This is a genomic window from Streptomyces sp. NPDC101776, assembly GCF_044766845.1.
Lineage (GTDB): Bacteria > Actinomycetota > Actinomycetes > Streptomycetales > Streptomycetaceae > Streptomyces.
Window position 1 is genome coordinate 191,862 of record NZ_JBIWMV010000018.1, and the last position, 13,101, is coordinate 204,962.

The 13,101-nt window shown below is 69.8% G+C and carries 13 protein-coding genes; 7 read left to right on the forward strand and 6 right to left on the reverse strand.

Annotation, left to right across the window (positions count from 1 at the left end; all coding sequences use genetic code 11):
• The first annotated feature begins 53 nt into the window (after nucleotides 1-53).
• Genes ACIRRY_RS39450 through ACIRRY_RS39460 form a run of 3 tightly spaced genes read left to right on the forward strand, consistent with a single transcriptional unit; the run spans nucleotide 54 to nucleotide 2,720 of the window.
• On the forward strand, nucleotides 54-932 hold the full coding sequence (locus ACIRRY_RS39450; protein ID WP_403982924.1) for a sterol desaturase family protein: 879 nt from the start codon (nucleotides 54-56) through the stop codon (nucleotides 930-932).
• Complete coding sequence (locus ACIRRY_RS39455) at nucleotides 929-1,636, forward strand: lysoplasmalogenase (protein ID WP_403982926.1); 708 nt, start codon at nucleotides 929-931, stop codon at nucleotides 1,634-1,636. The genes ACIRRY_RS39450 and ACIRRY_RS39455 overlap by 4 nt, the downstream gene beginning before the upstream one ends.
• A gap of 37 nt (nucleotides 1,637-1,673) precedes the next feature.
• The gene (locus tag ACIRRY_RS39460; protein ID WP_403982929.1) at nucleotides 1,674-2,720 is read left to right on the forward strand and encodes a zinc-dependent alcohol dehydrogenase family protein; all 1,047 of its coding nucleotides are present in this window, start codon (nucleotides 1,674-1,676) and stop codon (nucleotides 2,718-2,720) included.
• Nucleotides 2,721-2,752: 32 nt separating this feature from the next.
• On the opposite strand, the gene ACIRRY_RS39465 is transcribed toward ACIRRY_RS39460, so the two are convergent.
• From ACIRRY_RS39465 to ACIRRY_RS39475, 3 genes are all read right to left on the reverse strand, one after another.
• A complete protein-coding gene (locus ACIRRY_RS39465) occupies nucleotides 2,753-3,763 on the reverse strand; it encodes a CopD family protein (RefSeq protein ID WP_403982931.1) in 1,011 nt (336 codons plus the stop codon).
• Between the two features lie 99 nt (nucleotides 3,764-3,862).
• Entirely contained in the window at nucleotides 3,863-5,266 is a 1,404-nt protein-coding gene (locus ACIRRY_RS39470) for a CoA transferase (RefSeq protein WP_403982933.1), read from the reverse strand.
• Nucleotides 5,267-5,380: 114 nt separating this feature from the next.
• A complete protein-coding gene (locus ACIRRY_RS39475; protein WP_403982935.1) occupies nucleotides 5,381-6,913 on the reverse strand; it encodes a S8 family serine peptidase in 1,533 nt (510 codons plus the stop codon).
• 242 nt (nucleotides 6,914-7,155) lie between these two features.
• Between ACIRRY_RS39475 and ACIRRY_RS39480 the strand changes: the two genes are divergently transcribed.
• The 3 genes from ACIRRY_RS39480 (at nucleotide 7,156) to moaA (ending at nucleotide 10,295) form a co-directional block, all read left to right on the forward strand.
• Nucleotides 7,156-7,512: a DUF485 domain-containing protein gene (locus ACIRRY_RS39480; protein WP_403982938.1), complete on the forward strand. Its 357-nt coding sequence runs from the start codon at nucleotides 7,156-7,158 to the stop codon at nucleotides 7,510-7,512.
• On the forward strand, nucleotides 7,509-9,128 hold the full coding sequence (locus ACIRRY_RS39485; protein WP_403982940.1) for a cation acetate symporter: 1,620 nt from the start codon (nucleotides 7,509-7,511) through the stop codon (nucleotides 9,126-9,128). The genes ACIRRY_RS39480 and ACIRRY_RS39485 overlap by 4 nt, the downstream gene beginning before the upstream one ends.
• Before the next feature lie 177 nt (nucleotides 9,129-9,305).
• Nucleotides 9,306-10,295 carry a GTP 3',8-cyclase MoaA gene (moaA, locus tag ACIRRY_RS39490; protein WP_403982943.1) on the forward strand — a complete coding sequence of 330 codons (990 nt, stop codon included), beginning with the start codon at nucleotides 9,306-9,308 and terminating at the stop codon, nucleotides 10,293-10,295.
• A 32-nt stretch (nucleotides 10,296-10,327) separates the two neighbouring features.
• Here moaA and ACIRRY_RS39495 read toward each other — a convergent pair whose 3' ends face one another.
• Entirely contained in the window at nucleotides 10,328-10,546 is a 219-nt protein-coding gene (locus ACIRRY_RS39495; protein WP_403982945.1) for a hypothetical protein, read from the reverse strand.
• 224 nt (nucleotides 10,547-10,770) lie between these two features.
• Nucleotides 10,771-11,169, reverse strand: a complete 399-nt coding sequence (locus ACIRRY_RS39500) for a DUF3099 domain-containing protein (protein WP_403982948.1) — start codon at nucleotides 11,167-11,169, stop codon at nucleotides 10,771-10,773.
• A gap of 253 nt (nucleotides 11,170-11,422) precedes the next feature.
• On the opposite strand from ACIRRY_RS39500, the gene ACIRRY_RS39505 reads away from it, so the two are divergent.
• The gene (locus tag ACIRRY_RS39505) at nucleotides 11,423-11,701 is read left to right on the forward strand and encodes a GlsB/YeaQ/YmgE family stress response membrane protein (protein ID WP_403982950.1); all 279 of its coding nucleotides are present in this window, start codon (nucleotides 11,423-11,425) and stop codon (nucleotides 11,699-11,701) included.
• An 88-nt stretch (nucleotides 11,702-11,789) separates the two neighbouring features.
• Here the strand turns inward: ACIRRY_RS39505 and tyrS are convergent, their stop codons facing one another.
• Nucleotides 11,790-13,058: a tyrosine--tRNA ligase gene (tyrS, locus tag ACIRRY_RS39510; protein ID WP_403982953.1), complete on the reverse strand. Its 1,269-nt coding sequence runs from the start codon at nucleotides 13,056-13,058 to the stop codon at nucleotides 11,790-11,792.
• Between the last annotated feature and the right edge of the window lie 43 nt (nucleotides 13,059-13,101).

Here is a 13,101-nt window from a genome sequence, read left to right on the forward strand (position 1 = left end):
CTTGTGGGTAACAACGTCTAGGCGTGGCCGATTTGCGGTCCTACGGTTCACTCATGCCGAACCTGCCCGATGCCGTGCTCTGGTCGATACCCGCCTTCGTGCTGCTCACCGTGATCGAGATGATCAGCGTGCGCGTCCACCCCGACGAGGACGCGGCGGGCTACGAGGCGAAGGACGCCGCCACGAGCGTCGGCATGGGACTCGGGAGCCTCGTCTTCGACTTCCTGTGGAAGATCCCGATCGTCGCGATCTACACGGCGATCTACGAACTCACCCCACTGCGCGTGCCCGTCCTGTGGTGGACGATCCCGCTGATGCTCCTGGGGCAGGACTTCTTCTACTACTGGTCCCACCGCGGCCATCACGTCATCCGCATCCTGTGGGCCTGCCACGTCGTCCACCACTCCAGCCGCAGGTTCAACCTCACCACGGCCCTGCGCCAGCCCTGGACGACCCTCACGGTGTGGCCGTTCTACGTCCCGCTCATCGCCCTGGGAGTGCACCCCGCCGCGCTGGCCTTCTGCTCCTCGGCCAACCTCGTCTACCAGTTCTGGATCCACACCGAGCGGATCGACAGGATGCCCCGCTGGTTCGAGTTCGTCTTCAACACTCCGTCCCACCACCGGGTCCACCACGCGTCCCAGGGCGGCTATCTGGACCGCAACTTCGGCGGCATCCTCATCGTCTGGGACCGGCTCTTCGGGTCCTTCGTCGCGGAGGTCGAGCGTCCCGTCTACGGGTTGACCAAGAACATCAACACGTTCAACCCGATCAAGGTCGCCACCCATGAGTACGTCGCCATCGCCAAGGACCTGAAGGCGGCGACCAGTTGGCGCGAGCGCGCGGGGCGCGTGTTCCGGGGACCGGGCTGGCAGCCGGCGCCCGCCCCGGAGCGGAACATTCCGGCCGCCGAGGAGACCGCGGCCGCGTGAACCCGCCTCGTACACGCCCGTCCGTCTCGCGCGCCCTCCTGCCCGTCTTCGGACTGACAGCCCTCGTGGACCTGCTCGCGCTCGCCGTCGGGTACGACCCCGCCCACACCGTCACCAAACCCCTCCTGATGCCGCTCCTCGCCGCGTACGCGGCCCTGCGCGGCGCACCCCGGCTCCTCGTCGCCGCACTCCTCCTCGGCTGGGGCGGCGACACCCTGCTGCTCTCCGACGCCGACCCCGCCTTCCTCGCCGGCATGGCCTGCTTCGCGGCGGGCCACCTCTGCTACCTCGCCCTCTTCAGGACGTACGGCGGCCGGAAAGGTGCCCCACGCGCGCGTGCCGTCCTCCTCGCCGTTGGATACGCCGCCGCCCTGACCGTCACCGTCACGCTGCTGTGGCCGGACCTCCCGGCGGACCTGCGTGTCCCCGTGGCCGGCTACAGCGCCCTCCTCACGGCCATGGCCTGCGCCGCGGCCACCCGGCTCGGTCTCGTCGCCGGGCTCGGCGGGGCGCTGTTCATGGTCTCCGACACCCTCATCGCGACCGGCGTCGCCGACTGGCGGCAGCCGCCGAGACCGGACTTCTGGATCATGCTGACGTACATCGCAGCGCAGTTCCTGCTGGTCCAGGGCGTGCTCGGCACCCTCGCCGAGCGCCGCGCACCGGCGGCGGCGTACCGTGAAGTGCGCTCGACCACCCCCTGAGCGCATCAGCACACCAGCGACGAGAAGGACCCTCGCCATGCGCGCCACCACCATCCACGCCCCGTTCGACATGCGCGTGGAGGACGTGCCCGAGCCCATGGTGCAGCTGCCCACCGACGCCGTGGTCCGGGTGCTGCGCGCCTGCGTCTGCGGCAGCGACCTGTGGGCGTACCGCGGTGAGTCGGCCCGGCAGCCGGGGCAGCGGATCGGCCACGAGTTCCTCGGGATCGTGGAGGAGACCGGCTCCGAGGTGAGCGGTGTCAGGACCGGCGACCTCGTGGTCGCGCCCTTCATGTGGTCCGACGGCGTCTGCGACTACTGCCGTGAGGGCCTCACCACCTCGTGCGTGCACGGCGGCTTCTGGGGCGCCGTGGGCTACGACGGCGGCCAGGGCGAGGCGGTACGCGTGCCCTTCGCCGACGGCACCCTCGTACGGCTGCCCAAGGAGGCGGCCTCCGACGAGCACCTGCTGTCCGCGCTGCTGACCCTGTCGGACGTCATGGGCACCGGCCACCACGCGGCCCTCGGCGCGGGCGCCCGCAAGGGTGCCACCGTCGCCGTCGTGGGCGACGGAGCGGTCGGCCTGTGCGCCGTCCTCGCCGCCAAGCGGCTCGGCGCCGAGCGGATCATCGCGCTCGGCCGCCACAAGACCCGTACGGACATCGCCCGCACCTTCGGTGCCACCGACGTCGTCGCCGAACGCGGCGAGGCCGCCGTCGAGGCCGTGCGCGAACTCACCCGCGGCCAGGGCGCGCACGCGGTCATCGAGGCCGTCGGTACCCAGCAGTCCATGCGGACGGCCGTCGACATCACGCGCGACGGCGGCGCGATCGGCTTCGTCGGCGTGCCGCACGGCAGCGGCACGGGCCTCGACCTCGGGGTCATGTTCGACCGGAACATCGCGCTGCGCGGTGGCGTCGCACCGGTCCGCGCGTACATACCGGAGTTGCTGCCCGACATCCTGGACGGCACCATCGACCCGTCACCCGTCTTCGACCTGACGGTCGGCCTGGAGGGCGTGCCGGACGGCTACAGGGCGATGGACGAGCGCACCGCGCTCAAGGTCCTGGTCGTCAACAGTTGATCAATGCCGGAGTCGGTCAACACTTGAGTCGGTCAATGCCAACGGATCGGCACCGGCAACGCCGTCAACAGTCCGGAGAGCACGACCACCACCCCCAGGGCGACGACCTCAGCCCGCGCGGGTGAGCAGGCGGCCAGCGGATCGGTGGCCCGCCGCAGCCGGGACCGCGCCCACAGCGCCAGTACGGCGACGGCGGCGACGAGGAGCACCTTCGCGAGCAGGGTGCGCCCGTACGCCGTCGTCGTCAGCTGGTCCAGGATCGTGCCTGCCGGCATCCGGCGCAGCGAACTCCACACCCCCGTCGCGGTGATCGCGGCGAGCAGGACGACGGCCACGCGCGCGTAGAGCCCCAAGAGCGCGGCCCCCGCCTCGGCACCGCGCCACTGCCGCAACGTCCGCAGCGCGTGCAGCAGACCGCCCACCCACAGCGCCGCGCACGTCAGGTGCACCAGGGTCAGCTCGGTGCCGACCAGGGGACTGTGCTCGCTCGCCGGGTGCACTCGCAGGGCCTCCGCGACGATCACGGCGGCAAGGGGCCACACCTGGAGGCCGGGCCGACGCGACCGGGCGCACAGAGCGGCCAGGGCGAACGCGTTGACCTCCAGAAGCGCGAGCTTGCCGTCGCGGGACTGGTAGAGGCCGCCGATGTCGATCTGGGTGAGGCTGCTCGGCACCAGGTTGCCGGTGGCCACGACCGACGCGAGCCCCAGCGCGGCGACGAAACCGGCACCGGCCGCGTACGGGGCCCAACTGCGGGGGCCGTTCGGGGGAGCGCCGGGCACGGTACGCGCGAGCCGGTTCACGAACAGCTCGCCCAGCGGGACGCACAGAGCGCCGAACAATACGGCCCGAAGCAGCGCGATGCCGCCCGTGCCGGGCGCGGCGGCCTCCCCGGTGTCGTGCAGCGCGGCGGACGGCCCGAGCAGCGGGATCAGCGCGGCGAGCACCACCAGGGCCAGTACGGCGACGGCCCGACGCGTACCGGGGCGCCGCCCGGAGCCGCTCGTGTCGGCCGCTTCGACGGTCGGTCGTATCAAGGTCACCCCAAGATCTTCACCAGCCGCCACAGAACCGGGCAAGTGCAGCAAAACAACTGGGGGACAGTATTCCGCTCATAGGTACGTTTCCGGCCGACGCCCGCATCAAGCCCAACAAGCCGGGTCCGTGCCCCAACGACCCGGCGGACGCGCCCAGTTCGAGGGCCCACCGGCGAACGAGACCGGCGACAGGGCGTGCCGCAGCCGCCCGATCCCGCTGCCCCTCTCGACCAGCCAGGCGTCGGGCCGGTCGTACGCCGTGCCGCTCGTCCCATACGCCGTTCCGGTCACCGCTGCTCCCCGCTCGACCCCGTCTGCCGTCAACCAGGCCGCGGTCCGTGCGAGCGCCAACCGCAGGGCGATGCCGGAGCCCCGCTCCGGTTGTTCCGTCAGCGCCCGCAGCACAGCGCCCGCCAGCAGATACCCCGTCCCGTGGTCGAGGGCCTGCGCCGGCAGCGCGCCGGGCCGCTCCGGTGACCCCTCGATCGTCGCGATGCCGGTGGCGACCTGCACCAGACTGTCGAAGCCGCGCCGGTCACCCCAGGGCCCGTACGCGCCCCACGCCGACAACTGCGCCACGATCAGCCCCGGCCTGCGGTCGACCAGTGCCTCCGGGGAGAGCCCGAACCGGTCCAGCGCGCCCGGCCGGTACCCGGTGACGACCACGTCCGCACGCGCGAGCAACTCCTCGAAGGTCTCCCGGTCCGTCGGCAGCCGGAGGTCCAGCCGGGTCGACCGCTTCCCGAGACCGGTGTCCGCGTGCGCGTCGGGATCCTCGGGCAACTGCGGGGCGTCCACGCGCAGCACGTCCGCGCCGAGCAGCGCGAGCGTGCGGGTGGCGACCGGGCCCGCGATGACCCGGGTCAGATCGAGCACCCGCAGCCCGGCGGCGGGCAGCAACAGGTCGCCGTCGAGCGGCGGGAGCGCACGCGTGCGTGCGGTGCCGAGCCGCTCGCGTTCGATGAGCGGCCGCTCTGCGACGGCGGCCCCCTGCGCGTGCGCGGCCCACTCCTGTGCCGTCCGCAGCGCGACCGCGAGGCCTCCGGCGCCGTAGACGGCGTCCTCCACCTCCCGCGCGGACCGCTCGGCGAGCATCTCGGACACGGCGTCCACGGACGCGTCTCCCGGCAGCTTCAGCGCGTCCAGCAGCCGCGCCCGGTGGTGCGGATAGTTCGCGTGGGTGCGGACCCAGCCGTCGGCCGTCCGCCAGAACCGTGACAGGGGTGCGAAGACGACCGGCGCCCGCCCGTCGATCAACAGATGCCGTTCACTGACGAACGCCGTCGCGACGGCCCCGTCGTCCACCCGCACCCCGGGCACCTCGGTGAGTCCGGCCCGTCGCGCCCCCAGCTCGGCGGCGGCCAGCGCGCACGCTCCCACACAGGCCCGCGCCAACTCCCGTACGGGAAGCCGCGCTTCGAGCGCCCCCTGACGCGCCACGGTCGAGACGCGCGGGACCAGGGCGGGATCGCCGCCCATGGCCGCCCATGCCATCTTGATGTCAGTCATGATTGAACTATGCAGTATTGATTCAATCAATATAGATGCCGATGGCTGTGCACACGCGCGTCAACACACGCAAGGGCCGGGCGGAGATCCGCCCGGCCCTTTGACGGGTACTGGCTACTTCACCGCCCGCAGCGCGTTGACGATGCCGAACCCGTAGAAGCCGTTGACGCGCTTGCCGCCCACGCAGGTCGCGTCCGCGATGCCGTCGCCGTTGGTGTCGTACGGGGCGGTCGGGCAGCCCGGGTTGTCCGCCTCGGCCTTCAGCAGGCGCTGCAACTGGGCCGGAGTGGCGTGCGGGTGCGTCGACTTGAGCAGCGCGGCCACGGCGGCGACGTGCGGGGTCGCCATCGAGGTGCCCTGGAGATAGCCGTACGTGTTGTTCGGCAGCGTGGACAGGATGCGGCCGTTCTTCGACGGGGTGTCCGGGATCTGCCGGGAGTCCCCGCCCGGCGCCGCCACGTCGATCACGCCCTGGCCGTAGCTGGAGAAGTACGACTTGGCCTTGGTGACGCCGACCGAGCTCACCGTGACGACGCCCGGCAACTGGGTCGGCACGTCGAAGCACTCGTGCGGGTCGACCGTGCGGGTCGTCGCGGTCGAGTCGTCCGGGCTGGAGGCGTCGACCAGGGCGTCGGAGTCGAGGTCGTCATTGGAGTTGCCGGCCGCCGCGACATTGAGCGTGCCCTTGTGCTGCGCGTACAACTGGGCCCTGTTGACCGCGTCGACGATGGCACGTTGATCGGGGTCGTCCAGGCAGTTGTACAGCCAGGGATCAACGTAGTAGCTGTTGTTGGTGATCTCCACGCCGTGATCCGCGGCGAACACGAACGCGCAGACCACGCTCTCCGGGTAGAAGAGCTGGGTCGAGTCCGGCTCGGCCACCGTGATCCCGGAGACCTTCACACCCGGGGCGACCCCCGCCACGCCGATGCCGTTGCGGGCGGCGGCGATCTCACCCGCGACATGCGTGCCGTGGTAGTGGGCGGAGTCCACGGGACGCCAGGAGCCGTACGTCGTGTCCGCCTTGCCGCCCACGCAGTTGGCGGACTGCGAGGCGGAGAAGTTCGGGGCGATGTCCGGGTGGGTGTCGTCGACGCCGACGTCGATGACGGCGACCGTCACGCTCTTGCTGCCCGGATTGATCTTCGCGGCCTTGTCGGCGCCGATCGCGGGCAGGTCCCACTGGTCGGCTTCGAGGGGCTCGCTGTCACCGGCCGCGGCGGAGGCCTTCGCCGTCTTCGCGGCCTGGTCCTTGGAGAGGTACTGCACCGCGCCCTCGTCGGTCGTCGAGGCGAGGCTCAGCGGCGCCGTACGCGTGGCACCGGCCGACTGCACACCGTGCACCTTGCGGATGGTCGGCCCGAAGTCGGGGTTCGCCGAGTGGACGACGATCACACCGATCTTCTCGTACGTCACCACGATGGTGCCGCCGGCCGCGTTGATCGCCTTCTTGACCGAGTTGATCGTCCAGTGGTCCAGCCGAGTGTTGACCACATACGCGAGGTTGGGCGCGTCAGCGGTCTGCGCGGTGGTCTCCGCGCTCGGCACCGCCGAGGCCGTCGACGGGAGGAAGCCGAGCGAGGCGGTCAGGGACAGCACGACCGGTACGGCCAGGGCGAGCCGGTGTCTGGGGCGCAGATGAGCCATGGGATCTCCACATCATCCGGAAACGAAACGGCCCGAGACGTGGTGGCGCGCCCGGGCAGGTACATGACTAGTGGTGCAGACCTGAAGTTATCTTCCGCGGTGGCTGGCCAGCAATGATTTCCCAAAGACGACTACCGAAAGAAGTCAAAGGAGTTGAACCGGTCGACGTGCCGCGCCGTGCCCTTGGGCAGGAAGCGCCGAGCCAGACCAGAACCCGCAGGTCCGTAACGCGAGGAGACACCGTGGCCACCGAGACACCACCCCCCTCGAAAGCCGAACACCAACTCCCCAGTACACAGGAGTTCGAACAGGTCCAGGAGAGCGCGGAGTTCGCCGAGCTGCGCCGCGCCCACCGCTCCTTCGCCTTTCCGCTGACCATCGCCTTCATCGTCTGGTACCTGCTGTACGTGCTGCTGTGCAACTACGCGGACGACTTCATGGACACCAAGGTCGTCGGCAACATCAACGTGGCCCTGGTCCTGGGTCTCGCCCAGTTCCTCACCACGTTCCTCATCGCCTGGTGGTACGCGCGCTACTCCGCCGCGAAGCTCGACCCCAAGGCCGAAGCCATCAAGTCCCGGATGGAGGGCGGCGCATGAGCCCCACGATCACCCTGGCCGCAGGCGAGGCGAGCCAGCACCGACCGCTGATCATCACCCTGTTCGCGATCTTCGTCGCCGCGACGCTCGTCATCACCGTCTGGGCGGGCCGCCAGACGAAGAGCGCCGCCGACTTCTACGCGGGCGGCCGCCAGTTCACCGCCTTCCAGAACGGCCTCGCCGTCTCCGGCGACTACATGTCCGCCGCGTCCTTCCTCGGCATCGCGGGCGCCATCGCCCTCTTCGGCTACGACGGCTTCCTGTACTCCATCGGCTTCCTGGTCGCCTGGCTGGTCGCCCTGCTCCTGGTGGCCGAACCGCTGCGCAACTCGGGCCGCTACACCATGGGCGACGTCCTCGCGTACCGCATGCGCCAGCGCCCGGTCCGTACCGCGGCCGGCACCTCCACCATCGTGGTGTCGATCTTCTATCTGCTGGCCCAGATGGCCGGCGCGGGCGTCCTGGTCTCCCTGCTCCTCGGCATCACCACCGACGCGGGCAAGATCGGCATCGTCGCCCTGGTCGGCGTCCTGATGATCGTGTACGTCACCATCGGCGGCATGAAGGGCACCACCTGGGTCCAGATGGTCAAGGCCTGCCTGCTCATCGCCGGCGCCCTGCTGCTGACCTTCCTGGTGCTGCTGAAGTTCGACTTCAACATCTCCGACCTGCTCGGCAAGGCCGCCGACAACAGCGGCAAGGGCTCCGCCTTCCTGAACCCCGGCCTCAAGTACGGCGCGACCGGCACGACCAAGCTGGACTTCATCTCCCTGGGCATCGCCCTGGTCCTCGGCACCGCCGGTCTGCCGCACATCCTGATCCGCTTCTACACGGTGCCCACCGCCAAGGCCGCCCGTAAGTCGGTCATCTGGGCCATCGGCCTGATCGGCGCCTTCTACCTGATGACCCTGGCCCTCGGGTTCGGCGCGGCGGCACTGATCAAACCCGACGAGATCATCGCCTCCAACAAGGCGGGCAACACCGCGGCCCCACTCCTGGCACTGCATCTGGGCGGAGTCGACTCCAACTGGGGTGCCATCCTCCTGGCCACCATCTCCGCGGTCGCCTTCGCCACGATCCTCGCGGTCGTCGCCGGTCTGACCCTGGCCTCGTCCTCCTCGTTCGCACACGACATCTACGCGAACGTCATCAAGCGCGGCCAGGCGACCGAGAAGCAGGAGATGGCCGCCGCCCGCTACGCCACGATCGGCATCGGCGCCGTCTCCATCCTCCTGGGCGCCCTCGCCCGTGACCTGAACGTCGCAGGCCTGGTCGCCCTCGCCTTCGCGGTCGCTGCCTCCGCCAACCTCCCGACGATCCTCTACAGCCTCTTCTGGAAGCGCTTCACCACGTCCGGAGCCCTGTGGTCGATCTACGGCGGCCTCGTCACCGCGGTCGGCCTGGTCCTGTTCTCGCCAGTGGTCTCGGGCAAGCCCACCTCGATGTTCACGGACGTCGACTTCCACTGGTTCCCCCTGGAGAACCCCGGCATCATCTCCATCCCCGTCGGCTTCCTGCTGGGCTGGCTCGGCACGATCCTCTCCAAGGAGGAGCCGGACGCGGGCAAGTTCGCGGAGCTGGAGGTACGGTCCCTGACCGGCACCGGGGCCCACTGACCCTCCCGCCCCCGAAGTCCCCCCACCAGATCCCCCCACGTCGACGGCCGCGTCGTAGATCCCTACGACGCGGCCGTGTCGTACCTCGTGGGATCGGGCCGCTCTCGTTGTCAGAGGTGTCGCGTAGGCTCGCAAGAGTCGGAAAACAAGCGATCCGAATCTAGGGAGGGGGCCCACATGCTCATCGACACCTATGGCCGAGTAGCCACCGACCTGCGGGTTTCGCTGACCGACCGGTGCAACCTCCGGTGCACGTACTGCATGCCCGAGGAGGGCCTGCAGTGGCTGGCCAAGCCCGACCTCCTCACGGACGACGAGATCGTCCGCCTGATCGACATCGCGGTCACCTCCCTCGGTATCGAGGAGGTCCGCTTCACCGGCGGCGAGCCCCTGCTGCGCCCCGGCCTGGTCGGCATCGTCGAGCGGGTCGCGGCCCTGGAGCCTCGCCCTCAGATGTCCCTCACGACCAACGGCATCGGCCTCAAGCGCACCGCGAAGGCCCTGAAGGAAGTGGGCCTGGACCGGGTCAACGTCTCCCTGGACACCCTGCGCCCCGACGTCTTCAAGACCCTCACCCGCCGCGACCGCCTCAAGGACGTCCTCGCGGGCCTGGAAGCCGCCCACGACGCGGGCCTGACCCCGGTGAAGATCAACTCGGTGCTGATGCCGGGGCTCAACGCCGACGAGGCCCCGGACCTGCTGGCCTGGGCCGTGGCGCAGGACTACGAACTGCGCTTCATCGAGCAGATGCCCCTGGACGCCCAGCACGGCTGGACCCGCGACGGCATGGTCACGGCGGGCGACATACTGGCCTCCCTCCGCACCCGCTTCGAGCTGACCCCCGAAGGCTCCGACGAGCGTGGCTCGGCCCCGGCCGAGCGCTGGATCGTGGACGGCGGCCCGCACCGCGTGGGCGTCATCGCCTCGGTCACCCGCCCGTTCTGCGGAGCCTGCGACCGCACCCGGCTCACCGCCGACGGCCAGATACGCAACTGCCTGTTCGCCCGCGAGGAGACCAGCCTCCGCACCGAGCTGCGCTCCGGCGCTCCCGACGAGGAGATCGCCCGCGTCTGGCGCCAGGCGATGTGGGGCAAGAAGGCGGGCTCGGGCCTGGACGACCCGTCGTTCCTCCAGCCGGACCGGCCGATGTCGGCGATCGGCGGCTGAGGCGGCCGTAGCAGCCCGGGCGATGGTGGACTTTACGAGGCCTCGGGCTCTTCCCAGTCCGCGAACGCGACGATGTCCTTCAAGAAACCCCGCACACCGAGGAACTGCGAGAGATGCTCGCGATGCTCCTCGCACGCGAGCCACGTCTTGCGGCGCTCCGGCGTATGGATCTTCGGGTTGTTCCACGCGAGCACCCACACGGCGTCGGCGCGGCAGCCCTTCGCGGAGCAGATCGGGGTCTCGTCACTCACCGGAACTCACGGAATTTCGTCTCACAGATGCGCTGAAAAGGCGACGCCGAGCAGCCACGGGGGGAGCTGCCCGGCGTCGGTCCGTCGCTCCGACGGGGGATGCGGAGCGCGTACGAAGTATGTCACGGGGAGCCGGTCGCCCGGCACCGGAACAACATGATTGATCTGAGCTTTTCTTGAGCTTGGTGCGGAGCCGACTTCCGGTTATGGCACGTTCGCCATGGTCACGACCGGTCGTGCGGTTCGCCTCCGACGTGGGGTGCCGGCTCGGGCACGACCTCTTCCGGGACGGGTTCCGTGAACGCCTCGTCGGCGCGCGGTGGTGTGATCATCGGCCGCAGCGGCGTGGTGACGAACGTGGACGGAAGCCCCGGCGCGTTCTCCCGTCCGGCGTTCGCGATCACGACGGCGACATAGGGGAGCAGCACACCGAGCACCAACGCGACGATCGCGACGTGCCGTTCGACGTTCCACAGCGCGCAGGCGAGGATCACCGACACCGTACGGATCGACATCGAGATGACATAGCGGCGCTGCCGTCCGCGAATGTCCTCCGCGAGTCCCGTCCGGGCTCCGGTGATCCGGAACACCTGGGCGTTGCCCTCGCCGTGCAGCTTCCGCATCACATTCCACCATCCGCCCGCATCGGACTCTCCCCGGCCCGCGCCCCGGTTCGCACCCGATCGGGGAACCGGGCCCCGACACGTCCCACGTTACGCCGCGCCTCCGTCGCCTTCGAGACCGGGGCGCATCGGGCCTGGGCGACCGATCTGCGCCGCAGCACGTATGGCCGTACCCGACATGCGCCGTACGGCGACCGGACCCACACTTGGCGTAATGCTCACGTCGCACGTCGAGCCGTACTAGGAGGCAGCCATGGGCTGGTTGTGGGCGATCATCGTGGGATTCGTGCTGGGCCTGATCGCGAAGGCGATCATCCCGGGCAAGCAGCACAGTCCGCTCTGGCTGACCACCATCTGCGGCATTCTCGGCGCCATCGTCGGCAACGCGATCGCCCGAGCGGCCGGCGTCGACGCGACCAGCGGCATCGACTGGAGCCGCCACGCGTTCCAGCTCATCGCCGCGGTCATCATCGTCTTCGTGGTCGACATGGCCTACATGGCAACAATCGGCAAGAACAAACAACGAGCCTGACTACAGCGCCCCGTAGGGGCGCGGGGAACGGCGCGACCAGCCACGACGAAAGCCGCGGCCCGCAACGAACCCCACGCCCCTATGACGCCTACGCTCCGGTCACCTCAACGGCGGCCAGGTTCTTCTTGCCCCGCCGCAGCACCAGCCACCGACCGTGCAGGAGATCTTCCTTCGCCGGCACGGCATCCTCCGCGGCGACCTTCACGTTGTTCACGTACGCCCCGCCCTCCTTCACCGTGCGGCGAGCGGCTGACTTGCTCGCCACCAGACCGACCTCGGCGAACAGGTCGACGACGGGACCCAGTTCGGCGACCTGGACGTGCGGCACCTCGGAGAGCGACGCGGCCAGCGTCTTCTCGTCCAGCTCCGCCAGCTCCCCCTGCCCGAAGAGGGCCTTGGACGCGGCGGTCACGGCGGCCGTCTGCTCGGCGCCGTGCACCAGCGTCGTCAGCTCCTCGGCCAGCGCGCGCTGCGCGGCCCGCGCCTGGGGACGCTCCTCGGTCTGCCGCTCCAGCTCCTCGATCTCCTCGTGGGACTTGAAGCTGAAGATCCGCAGGAACTTGGAGACGTCCCGGTCGTCCGCGTTCAGCCAGAACTGGAAGAAGGCGTACGGCGTGGTCATCTCCGGGTCGAGCCAGACCGTGCCGGACTCCGTCTTGCCGAACTTGGTGCCGTCGGCCTTGGTGATCAGCGGGGTGCCCAGCGCGTGCACCACGGCCTCCGGCTCGGCCCGGTGGATCAGGTCGGTGCCCGAGGTGAGGTTGCCCCACTGGTCGCTGCCGCCGGTCTGGAGCGTGCAGCCGTGCCGCCGGAACAGCTCCAGGAAGTCCATGCCCTGGAGGATCTGGTAGCTGAACTCGGTGTAGCTGATGCCCGCGTCGGAGTTGAGCCGTCGCGAGACGGCCTCCTTCGCGATCATCTTGTTGACCCTGAAGTGCTTGCCGATGTCCCGCAGGAACTCGATGGCCGACAGACCCTGGGTCCAGTCCAGGTTGTTGACCATGATCGCGGCGTGCGGGCCCTCGAAGTCCAGCAGCGGGGCGATCTGCGCGCGCAGTCGCTCGACCCACTGGGCCACGACGTCCGGCGCGTTGAGCGTCCGCTCCGCGTTCGGCTTCGGGTCGCCGATCAGGCCCGTGGCACCGCCGACCAGGCCCAGCGGGCGGTTGCCCGCCTGCTGGATCCGGCGCATCGTGAGGATCTGCACGAGGTTGCCTAGGTGCAGGCTGGGCGCGGTCGGGTCGAAACCGCAATAGAACGTGACGGGACCGTCCGCGAACGCCTTGCGCAATGCGTCCTCGTCAGTGGAGAGGGCGATCAGCCCGCGCCACTGCAGTTCGTCGACGATGTCCGTCACGGTTCTCGTATCTCCTTGGGATGGTCTCGTGGATCAGGTACGA